Origin of the sequence: Mycobacterium canetti CIPT 140010059 (assembly GCF_000253375.1) — a bacterium.
In the GTDB taxonomy this organism is placed as follows: domain Bacteria; phylum Actinomycetota; class Actinomycetes; order Mycobacteriales; family Mycobacteriaceae; genus Mycobacterium; species Mycobacterium tuberculosis.
Genome location: NC_015848.1, coordinates 1307191 through 1333647, shown reverse-complemented (window position 1 = coordinate 1333647; position 26457 = coordinate 1307191). Strand labels below are relative to the sequence as shown.

Below are 26457 nucleotides of genomic sequence, written 5' to 3'. Positions count from 1 at the left end.
GGTCCGATACAACGGGAAAACTGTTGTGGGACTTGTTAATCTGCAGGCCACAGCACGACGAAGAACACATTATCCAGCCAACTCACAGGCCGTTGCCATGCCGCTACCAGACGTCGTAGGCCTGGGAAAGTTAAGGTAGCAACACTGCTCGACAGCCACAGCAGCATGCACCGCGCGTGTGATCCGCACGAGCCGCACGGGCGCGAGCAGACGCAAAAGCCCCGAAATCCGTTGGATTCGGGGCCTTTTGCGTCTGCTCGCGCCCAACGTGGGTGCTTGGCTAGGGTGAATCCTTGTGGATCCTCACCGCGACCTGGAATCGCGGGCCTTTGCCGGCAACTGGCGGGTATACCAACAGCAAGCGTTGGACGCGTTCGACGCCGACGTCGCTGCCGGCGACAACCGTGCCTATCTGGTGCTGCCGCCGGGTGCGGGCAAGACGATGATCGGCCTGGAAGCAGCGCGCCGGCTGGGGCGCCGGAGTTTGGTGTTGGTTCCCAACACGGCGGTGCAGGCGCAGTGGGCCGCCGCGTGGGATAACAGTTTTCCGTCGTCGGACCGGTCGGCATCGAAGTGTGGAACCGAGCGTGACCTTGCCTCGGCGATGAACGTCCTGACGTATCAGTCGCTTGCCGTCATCGACGCCGAAACCGATTCGACAGTCCGGCGGGAAGTCCTGCGCAACCGCCACCAGCAAGCGTTGCTGGATCTCCTGCACCCCAACGGGAGGGCGGTGATCGAGCGGGCGGCGACGCTAGGCCCGTGGACGCTGGTGCTCGATGAGTGCCACCATCTGCTAGCTACGTGGGGCGCCCTGGTCAGTGCGTTGGCGTCGGTCCTCGGAGCGCAGACCGCGCTGATCGGTCTAACGGCGACCCCGGCCACAGAGCTCACCGCGTGGCAGCACACCCTGCATGATGAGCTGTTCGGCACCGCCGACTTCGTGATCCCGACACCCGCTCTGGTTAGGGAAGGCGACCTGGCTCCCTACCAAGAGTTGGTCTATCTGACCCAACCGACGCCCGAAGAGCAGGCCTGGATCGGCACCCACCGGGCGCGCTTCGCCGACCTCATGCTGGCCCTCATCGACCAAAAGGTGGGCAGCATGTCGTTGGCCGCGTGGCTGCACACCCGGATCGTGGATCGAGCGACGCGCGAGGGCAATCAGATCGCCTGGTCGACGTTCGAGCGTGCCGAACCCGACCTCGCGTGCAGCGGCCTGCGCTTCGCCTACGACGGCCTGATTCCACTACCCGACGGCGTGCGCCTGCGCGAGCAGCACCGAATTGCGCCCGATGCCCAGGACTGGGTTAACGTATTGACCGACTTCAGCGTCGGGCACCTGCAACAAAGCGCGGATCCGCGCGACGCGCACGCGCTGACCGCGATCAAGCGGGTGCTACCCGGCCTGGGCTACCGGCTGACCAGTCGCGGCGTACGCGTCGCGACCTCGCCAGTAGACAGACTGTGCGCGCTGTCCGAATCCAAGATCGCCGCGACCGCGCACATCCTCGACACCGAGGACGCCGTCTTGGGGGCGCGGTTGCGGGCGCTGGTGCTCTGCGATTTCGAATCGATGACCGGCGCCCTTCCCACATCGCTGAAGGGCGCGCCCGTCAGCGAGCAGTCGGGTTCGGCCCAGCTGGTTGCCGCCATGCTCGCCGCGTCGGATCACCGCCGCCGCACCCCACTGCACGCCCTTCTGGTAACAGGTCAAACCTTCGCCTGCCCGGCCGCGATCGAAGATGACCTGATCGCCTTCTGCGCCGAGCGCGGCGCGCTCGTCACCGCCGAGCCGCTTGACGCCCACCCTAGTCTGCGGGTCATGCGCGGCACCGGCGGCCTCACGCCACGTACGTGGGTCGCGCTGGCTACCGAATACTTCCTGGCCGGCCGCGCCCGCGTCCTGGTCGGCACCCGTTCGCTACTAGGTGAAGGGTGGGACTGCGCGGCGGTCAACGTCAATATCGACCTGACGAGCGCAACCACCCAGGCAGCGATCACTCAGATGCGCGGCCGCGCCATCCGCAACGACCCCTCGGACGGTCACAAGGTGGCGGACAACTGGTCGGTCTGCTGTATCGCCACAGAACACCCGCGCGGTGATGCCGACTACCTGCGCCTGGTGCGCAAACATGACGGGTACTACGCGGCAACCCCGCAGGGGCTCATCGAATCGGGTGTGACGCACTGCGATCCGTCGCTGTCGCCGTACGGTCCTCCGGTCACCGATACCCACGCCATCACGGCGCGAGCGCTGCAGCGCGTCGCCGAACGCGCCCAGGCGAGATCCTGGTGGCGAATCGGCGAGCCCTACGAAGGAGTCGACGTCGCAACCATCCGCGTGCGATCCCGCCAGCCGCTCGGGGTCGCCGCACCCCGCATCCCCGCCTCGGCATTGACCCCACCGGTGCCGGGACAGTTCAGTCCGGTCCGCCTGGCAAGGGGTGCCGTGGCCGCCGTTTCCGTGGTCGGCGCCAGCACCGCCACCGCAGTTGCCTCCGCCAATCTCGGCATGCTGGCGGGTGCCGGCACGGCCGGCGCCATCGTCGCGGCGGGTGTTGGCCTGGTGGCAACCGCTGTGGCGGCCGAAAGCCGCCGCCTGGACCACGCGCCCAACGCGCTCGAGCAACTGGCCGCCGTCGTCGCGGATGCGCTGTACGCCGCGGGCGGCGCACAGCGAGGATCCGCGGCACTACGGTTGGCCTCCGACCCCGAAGGCTGGATCCGGTGTCAACTCGACGGCGTGCCCACCGAGCAGTCCCTGCGGTTCACCGCGGCCCTCGACGAGCTACTGGCGCCGCTTGCCGAACCGCGCTACCTCATCGGACGCAAGATCCTCACGCCGCCCGCCCGGCCCGTTGCCCGGAGGCTGTTCGCGGTTCGTGCCGTCGTCGGGCTATCGCTGCCCGGCGCGGTTGCCTGGCACGCCGTGCCCCGCTGGTTCGCACGAAACAAGGATCGGCGGCAACATCTGGCACAGGCATGGCGAAAGCACATCGGCCCACCCCGACAACTGCCAGCAGACTCCCCACAAGGGCAAGCCATCCTCGATCTGTTCCGCGGCGATAACCCGCTCTCGGTGACAACCCAGCTGCGCACGACCTGGCGGTGACCCGGCCGCAAGTTGCGTCTGTTCGCGCTAACAGGTGAGCCGTCCGACCGCCGCCGCAACCCGCTCGTCGGTGGCCGTCAGCGCCACCCGCACGTGCTGAGCCCCACCCGGGCCGTAGAAATCACCCGGTGCCACCAGGATGCCCCGCTGCGCCAGCCACGCGACACTGTCGCGGCACGGCTCGCCGCGAGTGGCCCATAGATACAATCCGGCGTCCGAATAGTCGACCGCAAAACCCGCGGAGCCCAGCGCCGGCAACAGCGCGGCACGCCGTTGTGCGTAGCGCTCCCGCTGTTGCCTTTCGTGCGCGTCGTCGTCCAGCGCGGCCACCATAGCCGCCTGTACCGGCGCCGGCACCATCATCCCGGCGTGTTTGCGCACCGCTAGTAGCTCGGCAACGATCTCGAGGTCACCGACGACGAAACCCGCTCGGTAGCCGGCGAGCGATGAGCTCTTCGATAGTGAGTGCACAGCCAGCAACCCGGTGTGGTCGCCGTCGCACACCGAGGGATGTAGCACCGAAACCGGTTCGGCGTCCCAGCCCAATCCCAGGTAGCACTCGTCGGAAACCACGAGAACGCCTCTGCCCCGGGCCCACTCGACCACCTTGCGCAAATGGTCGACACCCAGCACCCGTCCGGTCGGGTTGCTCGGCGAGTTCAGGTAGAGCAGTGCCGGGGATTGCGGACCCAGCTGGGTCAGCGCATCCGCACGCAGCACCCGCGTTCCGGCCAGGCGGGCGCCGACGTCATAAGTCGGATATGCCAATTCGGGCACGACGACCAGATCCGCACCGCCCAGGCCCAACAACGTCGGCAACCAGGCGATGAGTTCCTTGGTGCCGATAACCGGCAACACGGCCGCCTCGGTCAGCCTGGTGATGCCGTAGCGGCGAGCCAGCGCTGCCACCACAGACTCACGTAACCGTGCGGTGCCGGCGGTCGCCGGATAGCCAGGGGCGGCACTGGCCGCCGCCAGCGCCTCCTGGATCAGCGGTGCGACCGGGTCGACCGGAGTGCCGACGGAGAGGTCGACGATGCCATCCGGATGGGCCCCGGCCAGCGCTTTCGCGTCGGCCAAGGTGTCCCAGGGGAAGACGGGCAGAGACGCCGACACTCCGCCGCGAGCGGGTGCTGCCCCCAGCCGGCTCAGGCGTCCTCGCTCTGCGGCGCCAGATCCTTGACCGCTTGCGGGTCGTTCTCGGTCATGCCAACCTTGGCCGCACCGCCCGGCGATCCCAGCTCGGCGAAGAAATCGGCGTTGATCTGGGTGTAATGGCTCCACTGTTCGGGCACATCGTCTTCGTAGAAGATAGCTTCAACGGGGCAGACCGGCTCGCAAGCCCCACAGTCGACGCATTCGTCGGGGTGGATATACAGCATCCGGGCGCCCTCGTAGATGCAATCGACCGGGCACTCCTCAATGCATGCCTTGTCCTTGATGTCGACACAGGGTTCGGCGATCGTGTACGTCACGGACGTCTCCTCAACATGTCTTCCAGATACCGCTATGTGTGGGCTGCTGTCCACCTCGCCAAGGCTTCCTCCGGGCCCTGCTGAGGCAATGCGTTCGGTTACTGATACTAGACGTTGCACATACACGTCGACCACTTGGCACATGCGTCGGCGTACACGGTCAATATGCACCTAGTTGCATAGCAATCCGGCTTGCCGTCTATGCTGCCCGGATGGCGCTACCCCACGCGATCTTGGTGTCGCTGTGTGAACAGGCCAGCTCGGGCTACGAGTTGGCCCGCCGATTCGATCGCTCCATCGGCTATTTCTGGACCGCAACCCATCAGCAGATCTATCGGACGTTACGGGTGATGGAGAACAACAACTGGGTGCGCGCGACGACCGTGCTCCAGCATGGCCGGCCCGACAAGAAGGTATACGCGATCTCCGACAGCGGCCGGGCCGAGCTGGCTCGCTGGATCGCCGAGCCGCTCAGCCCGACCAGGCCCGGCCGCGGCAGTGCGCTGACCGACAGCAGCACGCGCGATATCGCCGTCAAGCTGCGTGGCGCCGGCTACGGAGACGTTGCCGCGCTGTATACCCAAGTCACCGCGCTGCGCGCCGAGCGTGTCAAGTCACTGGACACCTATCGCGGTATCGAGAAGCGCACCTTCGCAGATCCGTCGGCGCTCGATGGCGCCGCACTGCATCAATACCTCGTGCTGCGCGGCGGAATCCGAGCCGAAGAAAGTGCCATCGATTGGCTCGACGAAGTAGCTGAAGCGCTCCAGGAGAAGCGATGACAAATCCATACCCAAATCTGCTGTCCCCGTTGGACCTTGGGTTTACCACGCTGCGCAACCGGGTGGTTATGGGTTCGATGCACACCGGACTGGAAGACCGGGCCCGCCATATCGATCGGCTCGCCGACTACTTCGCCGAACGTGCACGCGGCGGCGTCGGGCTGATCATCACCGGTGGCTACGCGCCCAACCGCACCGGATGGCTGCTGCCGTTCGCCTCCGAACTCGTCACTTCGGCGCAAGCCCGACGGCACCGCCGAATCACCAGGGCGGTCCACGATTCGGGTGCAAAGATCCTGCTGCAAATCCTGCACGCCGGACGCTACGCCTACCACCCACTTGCGGTCAGCGCCTCGCCGATCAAGGCGCCGATCACCCCGTTTCGTCCGCGAGCACTATCGGCTCGCGGGGTCGAAGCGACCATCGCGGATTTCGCCCGCTGCGCGCAGTTGGCCCGCGATGCCGGCTACGACGGCGTCGAAATCATGGGCAGCGAAGGGTATCTGCTCAATCAGTTCCTGGCGCCGCGCACCAACAAGCGCACCGACTCGTGGGGCGGCACACCGGCCAACCGTCGCCGGTTCCCGGTCGAGATCATCCGACGCAGCCGCGCCGCCGTCGGATCCGACTTCATCATCTGTTACCGGCTGTCAATGGCCGACTACGTTGCAGAAGGCCAGAGTTGGGATGAAATCGTCGCGCTGGCAACCGAAGTGGAAGGGGCAGGCGCAACCATCATCAACTCCGGCTTCGGCTGGCACGAGGCCCGGGTGCCCACTATCGTCACCTCAGTGCCGGGCGGCGCGTTTGTCGACATCAGCAGCGCCGTCGCCGAACACGTCACTATCCCGGTGGTGGCGTCCAACCGGATCAACATGCCGCAGGCCGCGGAACGGATTCTGGCCGAAACCCAGGTGCGGCTGATATCAATGGCCCGGCCGATGCTGAGCGACCCGGACTGGGTGCTCAAGGCGCAGTCCAATCGGGTCGACGAAATCAACACCTGCATCTCCTGCAATCAAGCCTGCCTGGACCACGCATTTGCCAGGAAAACGGTGTCGTGTCTGCTCAATCCACGCGCCGGGCGCGAGACGCAGTTGGTGCTGTCCCCGACCCGGCGCGCCCGCTCGGTGGCCGTCGTCGGGGCTGGACCAGCCGGGCTGGCCACGGCGGCCAACGCCGCGCAACGGGGTCACCGGGTCACGCTGTTCGAGGCCAACGACTTTATCGGTGGACAGTTTGACATGGCCCGCCGCATTCCCGGCAAAGAGGAATTCAGCGAAACCATCCGGTATTTCTCGACGATTCTGGCCAAACACGGTGTCGAGGTGCGACTGGGCACTCGGGTGGCCGCCCAGGAGTTGACCGGCTACGACGAGGTCGTCTTGGCCACCGGCGTGGCACCGCGCATTCCGGCCATCCCCGGCATCGACCACCCCATGGTGTTAACCTACGCCGAAGCGATCACCGGTGTCAGACCGGTCGGGCGAACCGTGGCTGTCGTCGGCGCCGGCGGCATTGGCTTCGACGTCACCGAACTGCTGGTCACCGACTCCTCACCCACCCTCAACCTCAAAGAGTGGAAGGCCGAATGGGGGGTCGCTGATCCGCGAGAAGCCCGCGGAGCGTTGACGACTCCGCTGCCGGCGCCGCCCGCCCGTGAGGTGTACCTACTGCAGCGCACCAAAGGCCCGCAGGGCAAGCGGCTCGGCAAGACCACCGGATGGGTCCACCGGGCGTCGTTGAAGGCCAAGGGCGTTCATCAGCTGTCTGGGGTGAACTACGAACAGATCAACGACGACGGCCTACACATCAGCTTCGGCCCGAAGCGCAGGCGGCCCCAGCTGCTGGCGGTGGACAACGTAGTGGTCTGCGCCGGCCAGGAACCGGTGCGAGATCTGGAGAGTGAACTGCGCCGGCACGGCATTAACCCGCACATCATCGGTGGCGCGGCGGTTGCCGCCGAGTTGGACGCCAAGCGCGCCATCAAGCAAGGCACCGAACTTGCGGCCAGGCTATAAACTCATTTCTCGGGCTGTAAACAACGTTGTTTCATCGCTGCTGACCTGCAGATTGTTATGGCCGCGCAGTGTCGCCCGATAACCAGTTTGAGAGAAGCAAGCCCACGGCGCCTGGTACCCTCGACCGCAGACGGCAACCGCTGGGCAGATGTCGTCGCCGTCTTAACGACGGTGCAATAGTTTGGGGAAGGTGTCCATAAATGAGGCTGTCGTTGACCGCATTGAGCGCCGGTGTAGGCGCCGTGGCAATGTCGTTGACCGTCGGGGCCGGGGTCGCCTCCGCAGATCCCGTGGACGCGGTCATTAACACCACCTGCAATTACGGGCAGGTAGTAGCTGCGCTCAACGCGACGGATCCGGGGGCTGCCGCACAGTTCAACGCCTCACCGGTGGCGCAGTCCTATTTGCGCAATTTCCTCGCCGCACCGCCACCTCAGCGCGCTGCCATGGCCGCGCAATTGCAAGCTGTGCCGGGGGCGGCACAGTACATCGGCCTTGTCGAGTCGGTTGCCGGCTCCTGCAACAACTATTAAGCCCATGCGGGCCGCATCCCGCGACCCGGCATCGTCGCCGGGGCTAGGCCAGATTGCCCCGCTCCTCAACGGGCCGCATCCCGCGACCCGGCATCGTCGCCGGGGCTAGGCCGCAAGCAGGGCGTATGTGGTAGTGCGCTGGCGCGCCGGGCGGCCGATGCCTTCGGCGATCGCGACCAGCTCAGCGACGGTCTTGGCCGATCCGTGTTCGGAACCGGCCATCCGCGAGATGGTCTCCTCCATCAGCGTGCCGCCCAGGTCGTTGGCGCCACCTTCGAGCATCACCTGGGTGCGCCGCACTCCAAGTTTCACCCAGCTGGTCTGAATGTGCGAGATGCGGCCGTGCAACATGATCCGCGCCAAAGCATGTACCGCGCGGTTGTCGCGATGGCTGGGCCCGGGGCGCGCCGCACCGGCCAGGTACAACGGTGAATTCTGGTGCACGAACGGCAACGGGACGAACTCGGTGAAGCCGCCGGTACGGTCCTGAATATCGCGCAGCACGTTAAGATGGGCGACCCAGTGCCGTGGACTGTCCACATGCCCGTACATCATCGTCGATGATGACCGCAGACCCACCTCGTGGGCGGTCGTCACGATTTCGATCCACAATGACGTCGGCAGCTTGCCCTTGGTCAGCACCCAGCGAACCTCGTCGTCCAGGATTTCCGCGGCGGTACCCGGGATGGTATCCAGCCCGGCCTCGCGCAGGCCGATCAGCCACTCGCGAATGCTCAGCCCGCTCTTGGTGACGCCGTTGGCGATCTCCATCGGGGAAAACGCGTGCACATGCATGGAGGGCACCCGCGCCTTGACGGCACGAACCAGATCGGCGTAGCCGGTGACCGGTAGCTCGGGATCGATACCGCCCTGCATGCATACTTCGGTGGCCCCGGCGACGTGGGCCTCCCATGCCCGGTCGGCGACCTCTCCGACCGACAGCGAGTAGGCGTCGGCGTCACCCTTTCGCTGGGCGAACGCGCAGAACCGGCAACCGGTGTAGCAGATATTGGTGAAGTTGATGTTACGGTTGACCACAAAGGTCACCTCGTCGCCGACGACATCGCGGCGCAACGAATCAGCCAGTGCGGCAACGGCTTCCAGCGCAGGACCGTCGGCGGTGGCAAGCGCCAGATACTCGCCGTCGGTGCAGCCGGCGGGCGCACGCTCCGCCGATCGCAGGGCGGCAAGCACATCGGTGTCAATGCGTTCCGGAGCGCGGACCGCCAGCTCGTGCACCTGCTCGCGGATCGATTCCCAGTCACCGAAGGCGCTGGCCAGGTCGCTGCGCACTGCGGTATTGCGGCCCTGAGTGTCGATCGCTGCGCCCAGATCGACCCGGCCCCAGGACGCCACGTCGTCGGGCTCCTGCCACGGCATGCCCACCGGGTTGACGTCGCGGGCCAGGCCGGTCGCCGGATCCGCCAGCGCCACCACATGTCCCCGCACCCGCGGGTCGATCCACGCCGCGCCCGCCTGTACGTATTTGGGTTGCGCGGTCAGCCGCTGCACCATGTCGTAGCCGGCTTCGGCGGTGACCGCCGCCAGCTCGTCCAAAGCGGGCCAGGGCCGTTCGGGGTTGACATGGTCGGGCGTCAACGGTGAGACACCGCCCCAGTCGTCGACCCCGGCGCCAACCAGCGCCCGGCATTCGTCGCCAGACACCAGGTTCGGCGGCGCCTGGATGCGCATGCCCGGGCCCAGCACCAGCCGCGCCACCGCAACCGTCGCCAGGTAATCCTCGATTCCGGCATCGGGGAAGGCGGCCATCGCGGTGTGTTCCTTGGCGCGGAAGTTCTGCACGATCACTTCTTGGATATGCCCGAACTCCTTGTGCGACTTGCGAATCGCATGTAACGTATCGGCGCGCTCGGATAGCGTCTCGCCGATGCCGACCAACAGACCGGTGGTGAACGGAATGGACAACCGGCCGGCGTCGGTCAGGACACGCAGCCGCACCGCCGGGTCTTTGTCAGGGCTGCCGTAGTGGGCGAGCCCCTTGGTTTCGAACAGCCGTCGCGAGGTCGTCTCCAGCATCATGCCCATCGACGGCGCCACCGGTTTGAGCCGCGACATCTCCGACCAGCTCATCACACCCGGGTTCAGGTGCGGCAACAGCCCGGTTTGCTCCAGCACACGGATTGCCATCGCGCGCACGTAGGACAACGTGGAGTCATAGCCCCGTTCGCCGAGCCATTCGCGTGCCTGGCGCCAACGCGCCTCCGGACGGTCACCGAGAGTGAATAGCGCTTCCTTGCAACCGAATTCGGCACCTCGGCGGGCAACGTCGAGGATCTCGTCGGGTTCCATATACGTGCTGGAACCTTGGGCGCGTAGCTTGCCCGGCACGGTGACGAACGTGCAATAGTGGCAATTGTCCCGGCATAACCGGGTGACCGGGATAAACACCTTGCGCGAATAGCTGATCGCCAACCTGCCGCTGGGCCCGTGCCGGCCGGCCGACACGAGACCCGCATCGCGCACCCGCGCGGCGCTCGCGCACAGGTCGGCCAGCTCGTCACCGCGTGCGGTCATCGCTATGGCCGCCTCATCCACGTTCAGCGTGACACCATCTCGGGCCCGTCGCAGTACCCGCCGCAACGCTGAGGCATTTGCCTGGGGCGGTACAACGGGACTCGGCAGAGCGGTGGACTTCCGACCTACAGGCTGCGGCACGTTGGTATACCTTCCCTGCAATCTGATATCATCCGCACGCCCCACCAGGTGAGATGCTGGCCAACCTTGGTGCCATAAGCGCAACAGTAGCGCCAGGCCGAGCTCGGCACGCCGTCGACCATCCGGCACCAACGGTTTGGTGGAGTAAGGCGCAGGTCACAGCCGATCGCGATACCATCCGTGAGAGGCCAGCGTCTGAACAAGCCCCCGGCGACAGCCGCCGCGTGGTGAACCAGAAGAAGGTACGAGATGTCGTTTGTGTTCGCGGCGCCAGAGGCACTGGCGGCGGCCGCTGCGGACATGGCCGGTATCGGTTCGACTCTTAACGCCGCCAATGTGGTTGCGGCGGTTCCCACCACCGGAGTCCTGGCCGCAGCCGCGGACGAGGTCTCGACTCAGGTCGCCGCGCTGCTTTCCGCGCATGCTCAGGGGTATCAGCAGCTCAGCCGGCAGATGATGACAGCCTTCCACGACCAGTTCGTGCAGGCGCTGAGAGCAAGTGCAGACGCATATGCAACCGCCGAGGCCAGCGCCGCGCAGACCATGGTGAACGCCGTGAATGCGCCCGCAAGAGCGTTGCTGGGGCATCCACTGATTAGCGCCGACGCCTCGACGGGTGGGGGCTCGAACGCGCTGAGCCGGGTCCAAAGCATGTTCCTCGGCACTGGCGGCTCCAGTGCACTTGGCGGTAGCGCCGCTGCAAATGCCGCTGCCAGCGGTGCGCTGCAGCTCCAACCCACCGGTGGGGCCAGCGGTCTGTCCGCCGTCGGCGCCCTGCTGCCGCGCGCCGGAGCGGCCGCCGCCGCGGCGCTGCCGGCTCTGGCCGCCGAGTCGATCGGCAACGCAATCAAGAATCTCTACAACGCCGTCGAACCGTGGGTGCAGTACGGCTTCAACCTCACCGCATGGGCGGTGGGATGGCTGCCCTACATCGGCATACTGGCACCGCAGATCAACTTCTTCTATTACCTCGGCGAGCCCATCGTGCAGGCAGTCCTGTTCAATGCGATCGACTTCGTGGACGGGACAGTCACTTTCAGCCAGGCACTAACCAATATCGAAACGGCCACCGCGGCATCGATCAACCAATTCATCAACACCGAGATCAACTGGATACGCGGCTTCCTGCCGCCGTTGCCGCCAATCAGCCCGCCGGGATTCCCGTCTTTGCCCTAACTTCGGACTAGCCAGATCCGTCAGCTTGGACCCTGCGCCGCCACAGCACCCACGCCGGTGGCACGGCCCCTGCCACGACGAACACCAGCGCGCCGTAGACCAGCAGGCCCTGGCCACCCAGAATGACATCGTCGCCAGGGCCGCCGAAGCTCATCGCCGCTACCGTCAGTAGCCACGCCCACAGGGGCAGCGCGGCCACCCGCGACGATGTGGTCCATCGCGCTGCGGCCCACACCAGCGCAGCATTGACCAATCCACTGATCAAGGCACTGATCGGAAACGGAGCCGAGCCGATATACCAGGGCATCAGCAGAGCCCCGGCAAGCGCAGACACGACCCCGTCGACAGTCAACAGGGCCAGGACAACCAAACGGATTGCTCGATCTGTCGCGCCGGTGGTCAGGTTGGCACGCTGTCGATCTGAGAGAGTATCGACCCGATGACCCACTGCAGGCTGTCGAGTCGGTCCTGCCAATGCTGCAGGTTAGGGTCCAGGTCGGGGTCCATGGGGTTCCTTCCGTGGCTGCCTGGTTGGCAGCCTACGTGCCGGACGCGGTGAAGCCCAGACCGGCGAGCAGATCAGTTTCCCAGCCACGTTCATCGCGGGCGCCCGCGGAGCCGCCGGCGAGCACGTAATGCTCATCGGCCAGGATGGGCAGTGCCAGGTTGTTCGACAAGGCGGCGGCCCGGCCGGTCGGGCCGACGACAACTTGGGTGGCATGGGCAGCCAGTGCCGCAACCTTGGCGGCTCGCGCCTGCTCATCGGCCTCGACGACGGCGTCGATACCGTCGTCGGAGTACCCGAATGCAATCTCGTCGGCCCGCGGCAACACCCATTCGGGTCGCAGATCGTCGGGGACCAGGGCTCGCGCGCCCGAAATGAGCGCGCTCAGACCCAAGACCGTCCAGTAGAACTTCGGCACCGTCCACGGGTCGCCGGGGTGATCTGCGGTACCGGACCCAACACCCGCTGCGGCCACCGCGGCGGTAGTGACGGTGTGGGTGTGCACGTGGTCAGGATGACCGTAACCGCCATTGGGGTCATAGGTCACCACGACATGCGGCCGCAGCTCGCGAATGATCGCGACCAATGCCCCGACGGTCTGCCGGGGGTCAGCATCGACGAATCTCCGCTGACTCCGCTGGTCTGTGCCGGCCATGCCGGAGTCGCGCCAGCGACCCGCGCCGCCAAGGTAGATCGGTGCGCTGACCCCGAGCGCTCGCAACGCCGCGGTGAGCTCGCCGATGCGGTAGCCACCGAGTTGGTCCGCATGATCGGCGGTGAGTTGAGCCCAGCGATCGCCAATGACCTCGCCCTCCTCACCCAGGGTGCACGTGACGACATGGACCTGTGCGCCACGGGAGGTGTAGTGCGCGATGGTTGCGCCGTTGCTCAGGCTCTCATCGTCGGGGTGTGCATGAACAAACAGCAGCCGCGGCGTCTCAGACATGGAGGCACCCTACCGGGCGAGCGTCGAAAAAATTCCTCAACAGAATCGCTACCGTTTTGTGACCGAAGCCGTTATGGTGAAAATACCTTAGTGAACGATTCCGTCTACAATGCCGTGCGGAACCCCAAGTCGTCGCTGACCCCCACCATCAGACCACGTCAGTGGAAGGAGATGCACGCGTGTCTTTTGTCACCACACGGCCCGATTCGATTGGGGAAACGGCCGCCAACCTCCACGAGATCGGGGTGACGATGAGCGCCCATGATGACGGGGTCACGCCGCTGATCACCAATGTGGAATCCCCCGCCCACGATCTTGTGTCCATCGTGACGTCGATGCTGTTTTCCATGCACGGCGAGCTGTACAAGGCGATCGCGCGCCAGGCCCATGTGATCCACGAGTCATTTGTCCAAACACTTCAGACCAGCAAGACTTCGTATTGGCTCACCGAATTAGCCAACCGCGCGGGCACCTCCACCTAGACAGCGGTTGAGCGACAATGGATTTCACAATTTTTCCGCCGGAGTTCAACTCCCTCAACATCCAAGGTAGCGCTCGTCCGTTTCTAGTAGCCGCGAACGCCTGGAAGAATCTGTCCAACGAGCTGAGCTACGCGGCCAGTCGGTTCGAGAGTGAGATCAACGGGCTGATCACATCGTGGCGGGGGCCATCGTCGACGATCATGGCAGCTGCGGTCGCCCCATTTCGGGCCTGGATTGTCACGACCGCTTCCCTGGCTGAACTCGTCGCCGACCACATCAGCGTCGTGGCAGGCGCCTATGAAGCGGCGCACGCAGCACACGTGCCGCTGCCGGTGATCGAGACCAACCGACTGACGCGCCTCGCCCTCGCCACGACCAACATTTTCGGGATTCACACCCCCGCGATCTTTGCCCTCGATGCACTGTATGCCCAGTACTGGTCCCAAGATGGCGAGGCGATGAACCTCTACGCCACAATGGCGGCGGCCGCCGCACGGCTGACACCGTTCTCGCCCCCGGCGCCGATCGCCAACCCGGGCGCGCTGGCCAGACTTTATGAACTGATCGGTTCGGTGTCCGAGACGGTGGGGTCATTCGCCGCGCCGGCGACCAAGAATCTGCCTTCGAAGCTGTGGACGCTGTTGACGAAGGGCACCTACCCGCTCACAGCCGCGCGAATCTCGTCGATACCCGTGGAATACGTGTTGGCCTTTGTCGAGGGCAGCAACATGGGCCAGATGATGGGCAACCTCGCCATGCGGAGCCTGACACCCACGCTCAAGGGCCCGCTGGAGTTGCTACCCAACGCGGTCAGGCCCGCGGTGTCGGCAACATTGGGAAATGCGGATACGATCGGGGGGTTGTCGGTGCCCCCCAGCTGGGTTGCGGACAAATCGATTACGCCGTTGGCCAAAGCCGTCCCGACCTCCGCGCCGGGCGGTCCGTCGGGAACCTCGTGGGCCCAGCTGGGATTGGCAAGCCTGGCCGGGGGCGCTGTGGGCGCCGTCGCGGCAAGAACCCGTTCCGGAGTGATACTGCGGTCACCCGCCGCCGGCTAGCAAAAGGGCCTCACCTGATGCATCGATCGAACCGCGCCGGCGGAAAAGCCGCAGTTGGCTAGTATCGCAGCATGACGGTGAGCGCACCCGCAAAGGCCAACCCGTACCGGCGGCGCGGCGAGGTGCTTGAGCGTGCGCTCTACGATGCGACGCTGGCCGAACTCGAATCCGCCGGATACGGCGGGCTGACCATGGAAGGCATCGCGGCACGCGCCCAAACCGGCAAAGCCGCGTTGTATCGGCGGTGGGCCGGCAAACGTGAGCTGGTGCTGGCCGCGGTGCAATACGCTTTGCCGCCGGTACCCGAGCCGCGCGCTGACCGGTCGGCAAGGGAGAATCTGCTGGCGGTGTTCACCGCCAACTGCGAAATCCTGGCCGGCAAGACGGCCCTCCCCAGCATGGAAATCGTCAGCCAGCTCCTACACGAGCCCGAGCTGCGCGCCATCTTCATCAACTCGGTGTGGGCCCCGCGGCTGCGAATTGTCGAGTCCATCCTGCAGGCGGGCGTGCGTTCCGGCGAAATCGACCCGGCAACTCTGACTCCGATGACCGCACGAATCGGACCGGCCTTGATCCATCAGCATGTCTTGTTTACCGGATCCCCGCCGGACCGTGAGCAGCTCACACGCATTATCGACGCCATGATCCTCACCACCGGCGAACGCCGCGAGAGCTAGCCGACGATTCCGCCGGCGTGACCAGGGCTATTGCCCGGTCTTCACCCATTGGCCGGCGTCGCCGACGATGCCCACTGGCACCGCACCAGACAGGCTGACGTTCTGCACGCTCGGGCCGGCCGCGACGATCGTGGTGTCCTGCAGGATCGGCAACACGGTCGACATATTCCACAGTCGCGGTTCGACCGCGGTGATCACGTCGTTGATGTTCTTGGTGCCATTGAGTGCGGCATCGATGTTCGACTGGATGCTGCGGTCGCAGATGCCGGTGAGATTCGACGGCGCTTTTACCAGCGCGCCCGGGTCGGATGGGCGGCGCGGCGCCGTTGGTGGCGGTGTCGCGGTGTCGGGCGCGGCGGACGGCGTAGGGCCAATGGGAGCGGACGGGGCCGTCGTCGGCGCATTCGCAGCCGGGACCGTCGTCGCCTGCAATGCGGGACAGCCGTAACGAGAGGCCAGCAGCGTCGCCAGGTTTCCGCCGGCTTGGCGCCAGCCCACAATGGCGTCTACCCGATTGTCGTTCAGCGCGTCGTGATAGAGCGTGACCGGGTCTAACGCCAGCACAGTCGCGGCGATGCCGACGTCGCGCAGCTGGTCGGCAGCAGTGTTGGCGACCGCCACCGAGGTCGGATCGTTCGCGGCCACCCCGATGACCAGCGTTAACTGTTCGCCGTCCTTGCTGATCCGGCCGCGGATGACTTCCGGCGGCCCGGTGCTCACCGACGTGGTCGTCGAATCGGGGACCGACGGCGCCGGCGACACCGACGTGTTGGTGTCGACCTGGAATCCCGATGCCTCCAGCAGACCCAGCGCGGCGGCGCTGCTCATTGCGGGAGGCGCGGTCGGAACATAACCCGGGTCACTCGGCGAACGAATCTGCGCCTGGTCCAAGGTGACGGTGTTGTCGGTGCCGGCGCCCACGGCGGCAAGTAGGTCCACGTCCAGCAACCCCAAAATCGCCTTGCGAACCTGGGTGTCGGCCAGCTTGGGAACGTTTGCCCGCAGCGTGAACTGCATGACCCGCGGTGTCACGATCCGGGCGGTCCGCACGTCGGGGATGGCCGACAACTGGGCGAAGGCCGCCGAGCCACCATGCACCTGGGCGACCTGGGTGTCTCCGTTACGTACCGAATCGGCCAGCGCGGCCGGCGCCCCGGCCCGGCGGAAGAGAATGATGCCGGGTTTGGAAGGTGGGCCCCAGTAACGGTCATTGCGGGCGATCAGGATCTCATCGCGCTGTGGGTCGATGTTTTCCACCCGAAACTGTCCACCTGTCACCGGCAGCGCTCGAGCCAAACCGGACGCGAAGCCCCCTGGTATGTCCTTGACGATGTGCGCCGGCAGGATGTCGGTGAACAACTCACGCCAAGCGGGGTAGGGCTGTGCGAACGTAACGACGGCCTGCTTACCGCCCTCGAGCGACTGGACACTGGTGATCAGGTGGTATCCGGCGGGGTCGACGACGCCCGGCTGTGTGACCATCTGCTGCCACAGATACCAGAAGTCGTCGGCGGCGATCGGGGCGTTGTCCGTCCACTGCGCCTCGGGCCGGATCTTGTAGGTCACCGTGAACGGGTGGTTGTTGGTCACGTCGGCGGAAACCAACAGGGTCGGGTCCATCTCCCAGCGCGAACCGGTCGGCGTGTTGGGATCCGGAATCGGCCGGAACGCGCTGGGCAACACCAACGCACTGATTGCGGCGTTCACCGGCGACAGGTCGGACAGCAAATGCGGGTTGAACCCGGGGCCGATCCAGTCGATGCCCATGATGATCTGGGTAGGGCGGCGCGGCGGGGGCGGTGTGCTGCGCGGCGTATCAGTGCTCTGGGGTGCCGGCGGCGGGCTGACCGTGCACCCGGCCAACACCATACACGCCAGCGCGACCAACGCGCCGACCGTCACACAGACGCGGCGGACTGGGCTGGGCACGCCCATCAGGCTATCCAGTACCCCCGCGAGCGTAACCCGGCTGCGAAAAGCCGGGCTGGATTTCGCAGTGGCGTTACGCTCGCGCGGCCAGCGCGCCAAGTTGCTAGCCACGCGCCTTGGTGCGCGCCCGGCTGCGAGCCCGGGCGGCGGCGGCCAGCTCGACTTTGCGGATCCGCACGATCTCCGGGGTCACCTCGACGCATTCGTCGGGCGCACATAACTCCATGGCGCGCTCGAGATCCAGCTGCAGCGGCTTGGCCAGCGTCTCGATGACATCCGCGGTCGATGAGCGCATGTTGGTCAGCTTCTTCTCCCGGGTGACATTGATGTCGAGGTCCTCCGGACGGGGGTTGATCCCGACGACCATGCCCTCGTAGGTCTGTTGGCCGGGCTCGACGAAGAACTGCCCCCGATCGGCGAGTTGCAGCAACGCGAACGGTGTGATGGCGCCGGCCCGGTCCGATACCAGAGAACCGGTGTGGCGGGCCCGGATCTCCCCCGCCCATGGCCGGTATCCGTCGAACACCGCATGCCCGACACCGGAGCCACGGGTCTCGGTGAGGAAGTCGGTGCGCCACCCAATCAGGCCGCGACTGGGAACCACGAAGTCCATGCGGACCCAGCCGGTGGTGTGGTTGGCCATCTCCACCATGCGGCCCTTGCGCGCGGCCATCAATTGCGTGACCGCGCCGATGTACTCCTCGGGGCAGTCGACGGTCATCGACTCGAATGGCTCGTGCAGCGTGCCATCGATGGTCTTGGTCACCACCTGTGGCTTACCCACGGTCAATTCGAAACCCTCTCGGCGCATCTGCTCGACCAGCACCGCCAGCGCCAGCTCGCCGCGACCCTGTACCTCCCAGGCGTCCGGGGCGCCGATGTCGACGACACGAATCGACACGTTGCCCACCAGCTCGGCATCCAGCCTGCTTCGGACCATGCGCGCGGTGAGCTTGTGACCACCCACCTTGCCCGCCAGCGGCGAGGTGTTGGTGCCGATGGTGACCGAGATCGCCGGCTCATCCACGGTAATCCTGGGCAGCGCAACGGGATTCGCGGAAGCGGCCAGCGTGTCGCCGATCATGATCTCGGGCAGGCCGGCGACGGCGACGATATCGCCGGCGACGGCAGCGTCGGTCGGTTTGCGTTCCACGCCTTCGGTGGCCAACAATTCGGTGATCTTGGCAGTGGTGACGGTCTGCTGACCATCCACCTGACGGATCCACGCAACCTGCTGGCCTTTGCGGATGCGGCCGTTGTAGATGCGGATCAGCGCCAACCGACCCAGAAAGGTCGACGCGTCCAGGTTGGTGACCAGCGCCTGCAGCGGTGCGTCCGGCTCTCCTTTCGGCGGCGGCACATGCTTTTCGAGCACCTCGAACAACGGATCCAGGTTGGTGCCGTCGGGAACCTGGCCGTCGGGCGGCGCCGTGGTGCTCGCCACCCCGGCGCGCCCGGATGCGTACAGCGTCGGCAGGCCCAGCGCGTGTTCGGCCGCTGCGGCCGCTTCGTCGTCAAGGTCGGACGCGACATCTAGCAACAGGTCGTGGCTGGCGTCCACGACCTCGGCGATGCGGGCGTCGGGCCGGTCTGTCTTGTTGACCACCAGAATCACCGGCAAATGGGCGGCCAGCGCCTTGCGCAGCACGAACCGCGTCTGCGGCAATGGACCCTCGGAGGCGTCGACCAGCAGCAGCACCCCGTCCACCATGGACAGCCCGCGCTCCACCTCGCCACCGAAGTCGGCGTGCCCCGGGGTGTCTATGACATTGATTACGGTGACGGTTCCATCCGGGTGATGGCGGTGCACGGCGGTGTTCTTGGCCAGGATGGTGATGCCCTTCTCCCGCTCCAGATCGCCCGTGTCCATCACCCGTTCCTGCAGCTCACCGCGTTCACGCAGCGCCCCGGACTGCCGCAACATGGCGTCAACCAGGGTGGTCTTGCCGTGGTCGACGTGCGCGACGATGGCAACGTTGCGGAATGGCACGACGGTGATTGTGGCAGAGAACTACCACCCACGACGACGCGGCGCGGAACCGATCAATTCGTGCTTGGCCGCCACCTCGCGGCTGCGGTACACGATGTAGGGCCGGAACAGGTAGGCGATCGGCGCGCTGAACGCGTGCACCAATCGGGTAAACGGCCAGAGCGCAAACAGCGCGAGCGCGATCAGCACATGCACCTGGTAGTACAGCGTCGCCTGGGCCATCAGATCGCCACGCGGCGCTAGCATCCAGATCGAGCGGAACCAGACCGACACCGAGCGCCGGTAATCGTGCATATCGCCCTCATGGGTGGCGCCCATCAGCGTGCATGCCAGGCCAGCCACGATCGCGCACACCAGCACCAGGTACATCAGCTTGTCATTCCGAGTGGTAGCCAGCCACACCGGTGTCTGGATGCGCCGCCGATAGATCAGCAACCCGATACCGAGCAGAGTGGCGAAACCGGCGGGCGCGCCAAGCAGCAGCGCCTGCAGATGGTACAGGTGATCGCTCATGCCGAACGCTCTGGTCCAGGAATCCGGAATGAACAGGCCCATCACGTGGCCCATGATCACCAGCAAGCTGCCGAAATGGAACATCGGGCTGCCGATCGACAGCAACCGCGACTCGTAGAGCTGCGACGAGCGTGTGGTCCAGCCGAACTTGTCGTAGCGATACCGCCACCAGGTGCCGACCACCGCGATCGCCACAACGACGTAAGGCGCGGCATCCCAGAAGATCTCAACCAAGTCCAAGACGGCCAAGGTCAGGCCCCCTCGGCGCGCTTGGGCGGGACGGTCAAGGTAAACGGTTGCAAACCAACGGCTTCCGCGGGCGGCCCCGACTGAGCTAGGCGTTGTGCCCGACGCACTTCCTGGTTGGTGGCAGCGGGCAGTGTCTCGCAGATCGCCGCCACGGTGTACTCATAGGGTGACTTGGCGTCGGCCAGCGCGCCGCGCAACACGTCGATCGGCACACGGTGCTCGGTCAGCAGCCGACGTCCGGCCTCGGGGTCGACGGTGGCGGCGAACTCGAGCACGACGGGCAGGTAGTCGGGCGCCTCGGTACGCGGCGGCTTGACGCCGGCGTCTCGATAGGCGGTGGCGAACGCCAGCATCTCCCGGCCGCGGTTGCGGGTGTCCCCGGCGGTCCAGTACGTCAGATACATCGTGGATCGGCGTCGCATATCGAAGGTCTCGACGTACTGCGCCGCCGCGGCCATCGGCGCCAGGGCACGCAACTCCGCTACCGTTCGCCCTAGCAGCGCCGCCGCCGGGCCCGTTTGGTGGGCGCGCAGCGCATCGACCATGTGCAGCCGCTCGGCCAGCCCGTCATCCGGATAGGCCAGCAGTAGCGAGGCCGACTGCCACACCAGTCGGTCCCTCATTGTGGTGGCGCTCGACCGCTCTCGGACACGAGACAGCAACTTCATCGCTGGACCATATCCTTGCTGGGCTGAGGCTCCGGGAAGAGCCCCGCCGCTGCGCCGTTGGGGTCCCAGTTGAGCAGGTTGACCCGGGATCGGCCAGCGCCGCCGGTGGCCGCGCTACCGGCATGCTGCAGAGCGTGGAAGCTCTCCACGGCGATTGGCACCGGAGTAGGGCTGCCCTGCCCGAACGGACCGGACTCGTACATTCCCGGTCCGCCGTCGACCGACAACGAGCACCCCATATCGTCGGTCATCGCCGCGGCCGGCAGCTCCCCCGCGTACGACGTCGGAATGACATAGCGCTCTTCATATTTCGCCACAGCCAACAGTCGGTACATCTGGTAGATCTGCTCCTCGGTCATCCCGACCGATTCCGGGATGTGGGGCTGGGTCTCCCGGCCCAGGTTGATGTCGCGCATGTAGCAGCGCATCGCCGCCAGCCGCCGCAACACGCCCGCGACCACCTCGGTGTCGCCCGCGGTGAACAGCTCGGCCAGATAGGCAATCGGAATCCGCAGTGCGTCCAGCGCGCCGAACAAATTGCCCAGGTCCTCCCCGTCGTGCCCGTCGCGGCTGACCGCGTCGACCACCGGCGACAGCGGCGGGATGTACCAGACCATCGGCATGGTCCGGTACTCCGGATGTAGCGGCAGCGCCACCCGGTAGGTGTTGATCAACGCGTACACCGGGGACCGCTGGGCGGCCTCGATCCACTCGTCGGCGATGCCTTCCGCGCGCGCCCCGGCGATCACCCGCGGATCGTGCGGGTCCAGCAGGATCCGGCGCTGCGCCTCGTAGAGGTCGGTGTCGCTTTCCACCGACGCGGCCTGCAGCACCTGATCGACGTCATAGAGCACCAGACCCAGATAGCGCAGCCGCCCCACACACGTTTCCGAGCACACCGTCGGCAACCCCACCTCGATGCGCGGATAGCACAGGGTGCACTTTTCGGCCTTGCCGGTCTTGTGGTTGAAATACACCTTCTTGTATGGGCACCCAGACACACACATCCGCCAGCCGCGGCAGCGGTCCTGGTCGACGAGCACGATGCCGTCCTCGGTGCGCTTGTACATCGCCCCCGACGGACACGACGCCACACACGACGGGTTCAGGCAGTGCTCGCAGATCCGCGGCAGGTAAAACATGAAGGTCTCTTCAAGCTTCAGCTTGACCTCTTGGTTGACTTGGTTGACCTTCTTTAGCACCGGGTCGTTCGGCACGATCTCTGGCGACCCGGCCAGGTTGTCGTCCCAGTTGGATCCCCACGACACCTTCATCGGCTTGCCGCTGATCAGGCTTCGCGGCGCCGCGGTCGGAAAGGTGTCACCCGCCGGCGCCGATGTCAGGTTTTCGTAGTCATAGGTCCACGGCTCGTAGTAGTCGCCGATAGTGGGCAGCTTGGGGTTGGCAAAGATGCGCAACAGCTTATGGATCCGGCCGCCGTCGCGCAGCCGCAGCCGGCCCTTCTTGTCGCGCACCCACCCCCCGCGCCACCGCTCCTGATCCTCGTAGGTGCGCGGGTAGCCCACACCCGGACGGGTTTCGACATTGTTGAACCACACGTACTCGGTTCCCGAGCGATTGGTCCAGGCCTGCTTGCAGGTCACCGAGCAGGTATGGCAACCAATGCATTTGTCGAGGTTCATCACCATCGCCATCTGCGCCATGACCTTCATCGTCTCGCTCCGCAAGCGTCGCTCGGGCCCTTCATTGGTCAGTACCGCACTTCCTGGCTGCGGCGGCGCACCACGGTCACCTCGTCACGCTGGTTACCGGTCGGACCCAGGTAGTTGAACGCGAACGCGTGCTGGCCGTAGCCACCGGCCAGGTGGCTGGGTTTGATTCGTACGCGGGTCAGCGCGTTATGGTTGCCGCCGCGTTTGCCGTTGGTCTCGGTGCGCGGCGTGTCCACGGTGCGCTCCTGCACGTGGTAGACGAACACCACACCCTCGGGCATCCGGTGGCTGACGATTGCCCGGCACACGTAGATGCCGTTGGCATTGACCGCCTCTACCCAATCATTGTCGCGCACATTGATTTTCGCCGCGTCACCCGGGCTCATCCACATCGTCGGACCGCCACGGGACAACGACAACATGTATAGGTTGTCCTGGTAGGTCGAGTGAAACGACCACTTGGAGTGCGGCGTCAGATAGCGCACGGTGAGCCCGAGTCCATCGTCGGTCGGTCCGAGCTCGGGCTGGTTGAACAGCCGCGCCATGTCCAGCGGCGGCCGATAGACGGGCAACTGCTCGCCGAGTTCTTCGACCCAGTCATGCGCCAGGTAGAAGTGCATACGCCCGGTGAGCGTGTGAAACGGCTTAAGATGCTCGATGTTGATCGTGAACGGCGCGTAGCGGCGGCCACCGCTCTCGCTGCCCGACCATTCCGGGCTGGTGATCACCGGCACGGGACGCGCCTGGGTATCGGCGTAGGTGATGCGGCGTTCCTCGCTGCCCTCGGCCAGATGAGCCAGCCGTTGCCCGGTTCGCTTCTCCAGCTCGAGGAAGCCCTCGACGGCGAGTCGCCCGTTGCATGTCCCGGACAATGCCAGTATCACGTCGGCCATCCGCTGGGCCGTGGTGATCGCCGGACGACCCACCGCCACACCGGAATTCATCACCCCGAACTTGGCCGCCAGCTCGCTGACCTCCCGGAGGGGATGCACCGTGTATCCCTTGGTGGTCATCCCGAACTGGTCGATCAGCGGTCCCAGAGTCAGCCACTTGTCGTAGATCGCGGTGTAGTCTCGCTGCACCACAGTGAGCTTGCTCATCGTCCTGCCCGGCACCGGGACTTCCCCGGTCGCCAGCCAATCACGTTCGGTGCCGTCGGGATATGCCAGGGCATCCGGGGTGTCATGCTGCAGCGCGGTCAGCACCACATCGGTGCGAGTGCCCAAATGACGTTTCGCCAGTGCGCTGAAAGCGCGCGCGATGGTTGCGAATGCGTCAAAGTCCGAACGGGTTTCCCACGGTGGATCGATTGCCGGACTGAACGAATGCACGTACGGGTGCATATCGGTGCTGGACAGGTCGGACTTCTCGTACCAGGTCGCGGCGGGCAACACGACATCGGATACCAGCGTCGTCGACGTCATCCGAAAGTCGATAGACATCATCAAGTCGAGCTTGCCCTCTGGAATGTCGCTGTCCCACACCACATCCCGGGGATGTACACCGTCGGTGGGACGGTCGGACTGTACGTTGGAGTCGGTGCCCAGCAGATGCCGCAAGAAATACTCGCCGCCCTTGCCCGACGAGCCGATCAGGTTCGCCCGCCAGACGGTGAGCACCCGCGGCCAGTTGACCGGGTTATCCGGATCGGTAATCGAGAGCTTCAGCTTGTGCTGGGCAAGTTGTTCGGCGACGTAATCACCCACGTCGCGGCCCGCGGCGCGGGCCTCGTCGGCGACGTCGAGACTGGACCGATCGAATTGTGGATAGAACGGGCTCCAGCCCATCGCCGTGGCCGAGGTCAGCAGGTCCATGGTGTGCTTGCCGGTGAACCTGCCGCGGCCCACCGGGCTGGCAAGCTTGTCCGCGCCGTAGCCGTCGTAGCGCCATTGGTCGGTGTGCGCATACCAGTACGACGCGCCGGGCACCTGACGCGGCGGCCGCGACCAGTCGGTGGCCATCGCCATCGTCTGCCACCCGGTCAACGGACGCACCTTCTCCTGGCCGACGTAGTGCGCCCACCCGCCGCCGTTGCGTCCCATCGATCCGGTCAACATGAGCAGCGCCAACACCGAGCGGTACATGACATCGCTGTGGAACCAGTGACAGATTCCGCCGCCCATGATGATCATCGACCGTCCTCCGGATTCGGTCGCGTTGCGGGCGAATTCCTTGGCAAACCGGATTGCCTGCGCGGCCGGCACACCGGTGATCGACTCCTGCCAGGCCGGGGTGTTCTGCTGGGTTCGGTCGTGGTAGCCGGTCGGCCATTCGCCGGGCAGCCCCGCACGCGCCACCCCGTAGTGGGCCAACATCAGATCGAACACCGTGCACACCAGATGCTTGCCCGCCCGGCGCACCGGCACCCCACGCGACACCGTCTCACCATGCCCGTCGATGGTGTCAAAGCTGGGCAGCGTAACCAGTTCAGCACTGCGATCGCCGTTGACAGCCTTGTCCATCTCCACACTTAGCGCCGGCACCACCGAACCCAGGTCCAGGTTCCACTTCCCAACACCGTCCTCACCGAAACGGAATCCCAGTGAGCCCTGCGGCACGACAACGGTATTCGTAAGCTCATCCAGCAGGGCGGGTTTGAACGCCGCGTTCTCACTTTCTTCACCAATGTCGGCCGCGGTCAAGAACTTTCCGGGAACCAGCAGGTCGCCCCGCTTTTCCAGCTTGATCAAAAACGGCAGGTCGGTGTAGCGGCGCACATAGTCGACAAAGAACGGAACCTGGTTACGGACGTAACATTCCGACAGGATCACGTGGCCCATCGCCATCGCCAGCGCGGTATCGGTACCGGCGGCGCACCGCACCCACTCGTCGGCGAACTTGGTGTTGTCGGCGTAGTCCGGGCTGACGACAACGACTTTAGCGCCGCGGTAACGGGCCTCCGCCATCCAATGTGCGTCGGGCGTCCGGGTGATCGGGACGTTGGAGCCCCACATGACCAAATACGACGCATCCCACCAGTCGCCGGATTCGGGCACGTCGGTCTGGTCGCCGAACACCTGCGGCGAGGCCACCGGCAAGTCGGCGTACCAGTCGTAGAACGACGTCATCACGCCGCCGATCAGCTCCACGAACCGGGACCCCGCGGCATGGCTGACCATTGACATCGCCGGAATCGGCGAGAAGCCGGCGACCCGGTCCGGGCCGTATGTCTTGATGGTGTGCACGTGGGCGGCGGCCACCATCTCGCTGGCCTCGGCCCAGCTCACCCGGACCAGCCCACCCTTGCCGCGGGCCTGTTGATAGCGGCGTCTGCGCTCGGGATCCGCCTGAATGTCGGCCCACGCCAGCACCGGGTCGCCCAGGCGGGTCTTGGCTTCCCGGTACATCTCAACCAGCACGCCCCGGGCATACGGATAGCGCACCCGCGTCGGCGAATAGCTGTACCAGGAGAACGACGCGCCACGGGGACAACCTCGTGGCTCGTATTCGGGCCGGTCCGGGCCCACCGACGGGTAGTCGGTCTGCTGGGTTTCCCAGGTGATGATCCCGTCTTTGACGTAGATCTTCCATGAGCAGGATCCGGTGCAGTTGACTCCGTGCGTGGATCGGACCACTTTGTCGTGACTCCACCGATCGCGGTAGAACACGTCACCTTCGCGGCCGCCGCGCCGGGTTACGGTGCGCAGGTCGGCCGAGAACTCACCTGGGGTGAAGAAGCGCCCGCTGCGCTCCAGCAGCTCTTCGAGCGGTCCACCGACGTGAGGTGTAACGGTCACGGGATGACCCTCCTCGTCATGAGCGGTGTGGGGCCGGGCCGTCGGCGCGCGACCGCACTCGCTGGACGTTACGGGCTGGCCGGCCGCGCCGCATTGCGCCCGTCAAGCCCCGGTCCGCCGGGTCGGGGACCCCTCTCGTCAACATCGGGTATCTCGATGGATGGGCGTCAGCGTCCTGCCCGGAAGTTGTCGCCACGCGTCCAGAAAACCATCGTGATCGCTACGGGCATGCAAACCCAAGTTAACGTTTTG

19 protein-coding genes are annotated in these 26457 nt (G+C 65.7%); 8 read left to right on the top strand and 11 right to left on the bottom strand.

What is annotated here, in order from left to right; all coding sequences use genetic code 11:
- Positions 1–295: 295 nt before the first annotated feature.
- Positions 296–3115: a DEAD/DEAH box helicase family protein gene (locus tag MCAN_RS06290; RefSeq protein ID WP_014000646.1), complete on the top strand. Its 2820-nt coding sequence runs from the start codon at positions 296–298 to the stop codon at positions 3113–3115.
- Positions 3116–3142: 27 nt separating this feature from the next.
- On the opposite strand, the gene dapC is transcribed toward MCAN_RS06290, so the two are convergent.
- Together dapC and fdxA are read right to left on the bottom strand one after the other, a co-directional pair.
- Positions 3143–4231 carry a succinyldiaminopimelate transaminase gene (gene dapC / locus MCAN_RS06285; protein WP_003903345.1) on the bottom strand — a complete coding sequence of 363 codons (1089 nt, stop codon included), beginning with the start codon at positions 4229–4231 and terminating at the stop codon, positions 3143–3145.
- Between the two features lie 32 nt (positions 4232–4263).
- Entirely contained in the window at positions 4264–4590 is a 327-nt protein-coding gene (fdxA, locus tag MCAN_RS06280) for a ferredoxin (RefSeq protein WP_003406185.1), read from the bottom strand.
- Positions 4591–4802: 212 nt separating this feature from the next.
- Between fdxA and MCAN_RS06275 the strand changes: the two genes are divergently transcribed.
- The 3 genes from MCAN_RS06275 to MCAN_RS06265 all read left to right on the top strand — a co-directional run bounded on the left by MCAN_RS06275 (position 4803) and on the right by MCAN_RS06265 (position 7926).
- Positions 4803–5372, top strand: coding sequence for a PadR family transcriptional regulator (locus MCAN_RS06275; RefSeq protein WP_003406182.1), 570 nt, complete (start codon positions 4803–4805; stop codon positions 5370–5372).
- Positions 5369–7393 (top strand): NADPH-dependent 2,4-dienoyl-CoA reductase, encoded by a 2025-nt coding sequence (locus tag MCAN_RS06270; protein ID WP_003898755.1) that lies wholly within the window; start codon positions 5369–5371, stop codon positions 7391–7393. Before MCAN_RS06275 ends, MCAN_RS06270 begins: the two co-directional genes overlap by 4 nt.
- A 200-nt stretch (positions 7394–7593) precedes the next feature.
- The gene (locus tag MCAN_RS06265) at positions 7594–7926 is read left to right on the top strand and encodes a hemophore-related protein (protein WP_003406169.1); all 333 of its coding nucleotides are present in this window, start codon (positions 7594–7596) and stop codon (positions 7924–7926) included.
- A 105-nt stretch (positions 7927–8031) separates the two neighbouring features.
- Here MCAN_RS06265 and MCAN_RS06260 read toward each other — a convergent pair whose 3' ends face one another.
- Positions 8032–10602 carry a bifunctional FO biosynthesis protein CofGH gene (locus MCAN_RS06260; RefSeq protein ID WP_003406167.1) on the bottom strand — a complete coding sequence of 857 codons (2571 nt, stop codon included), beginning with the start codon at positions 10600–10602 and terminating at the stop codon, positions 8032–8034.
- 249 nt (positions 10603–10851) lie between these two features.
- Between MCAN_RS06260 and MCAN_RS06255 the strand changes: the two genes are divergently transcribed.
- Entirely contained in the window at positions 10852–11778 is a 927-nt protein-coding gene (locus tag MCAN_RS06255; RefSeq protein ID WP_003898753.1) for a PE family protein, read from the top strand.
- Positions 11779–11785: 7 nt separating this feature from the next.
- Here MCAN_RS06255 and MCAN_RS06250 read toward each other — a convergent pair whose 3' ends face one another.
- Entirely contained in the window at positions 11786–12226 is a 441-nt protein-coding gene (locus MCAN_RS06250) for a hypothetical protein (protein ID WP_003406163.1), read from the bottom strand.
- A 91-nt stretch (positions 12227–12317) separates the two neighbouring features.
- Positions 12318–13229: an N-acetyl-1-D-myo-inositol-2-amino-2-deoxy-alpha-D-glucopyranoside deacetylase gene (gene mshB / locus MCAN_RS06245; RefSeq protein ID WP_003406154.1), complete on the bottom strand. Its 912-nt coding sequence runs from the start codon at positions 13227–13229 to the stop codon at positions 12318–12320.
- A gap of 179 nt (positions 13230–13408) precedes the next feature.
- Between mshB and lipX the strand changes: the two genes are divergently transcribed.
- From lipX to MCAN_RS06230, 3 genes are all read left to right on the top strand, one after another.
- Positions 13409–13711 carry a lipase/esterase LipX gene (gene lipX / locus MCAN_RS06240; RefSeq protein WP_003898752.1) on the top strand — a complete coding sequence of 101 codons (303 nt, stop codon included), beginning with the start codon at positions 13409–13411 and terminating at the stop codon, positions 13709–13711.
- Positions 13712–13728: 17 nt separating this feature from the next.
- Positions 13729–14769: a PPE family protein gene (locus MCAN_RS06235; protein WP_003898751.1), complete on the top strand. Its 1041-nt coding sequence runs from the start codon at positions 13729–13731 to the stop codon at positions 14767–14769.
- Between the two features lie 71 nt (positions 14770–14840).
- A complete protein-coding gene (locus MCAN_RS06230; protein WP_003406104.1) occupies positions 14841–15446 on the top strand; it encodes a TetR/AcrR family transcriptional regulator in 606 nt (201 codons plus the stop codon).
- Between the two features lie 27 nt (positions 15447–15473).
- Here MCAN_RS06230 and lpqW read toward each other — a convergent pair whose 3' ends face one another.
- The 6 genes from lpqW to MCAN_RS06200 form a co-directional block, all read right to left on the bottom strand.
- Complete coding sequence (gene lpqW / locus MCAN_RS06225) at positions 15474–17381, bottom strand: lipoarabinomannan biosynthesis protein LpqW (protein ID WP_003406102.1); 1908 nt, start codon at positions 17379–17381, stop codon at positions 15474–15476.
- Between the two features lie 97 nt (positions 17382–17478).
- Entirely contained in the window at positions 17479–19365 is a 1887-nt protein-coding gene (typA, locus tag MCAN_RS06220) for a translational GTPase TypA (RefSeq protein WP_003406099.1), read from the bottom strand.
- A 21-nt stretch (positions 19366–19386) separates the two neighbouring features.
- Positions 19387–20127, bottom strand: a complete 741-nt coding sequence (gene narI / locus MCAN_RS06215; RefSeq protein WP_003406095.1) for a respiratory nitrate reductase subunit gamma — start codon at positions 20125–20127, stop codon at positions 19387–19389.
- A 2-nt stretch (positions 20128–20129) separates the two neighbouring features.
- Positions 20130–20795: a nitrate reductase molybdenum cofactor assembly chaperone gene (gene narJ, locus MCAN_RS06210; protein ID WP_003911426.1), complete on the bottom strand. Its 666-nt coding sequence runs from the start codon at positions 20793–20795 to the stop codon at positions 20130–20132.
- Complete coding sequence (narH, locus tag MCAN_RS06205) at positions 20792–22468, bottom strand: nitrate reductase subunit beta (RefSeq protein WP_014000645.1); 1677 nt, start codon at positions 22466–22468, stop codon at positions 20792–20794. The genes narJ and narH overlap by 4 nt, the downstream gene beginning before the upstream one ends.
- Before the next feature lie 38 nt (positions 22469–22506).
- Positions 22507–26205: a nitrate reductase subunit alpha gene (locus MCAN_RS06200; RefSeq protein ID WP_014000644.1), complete on the bottom strand. Its 3699-nt coding sequence runs from the start codon at positions 26203–26205 to the stop codon at positions 22507–22509.
- Positions 26206–26457 lie beyond the last annotated feature (252 nt).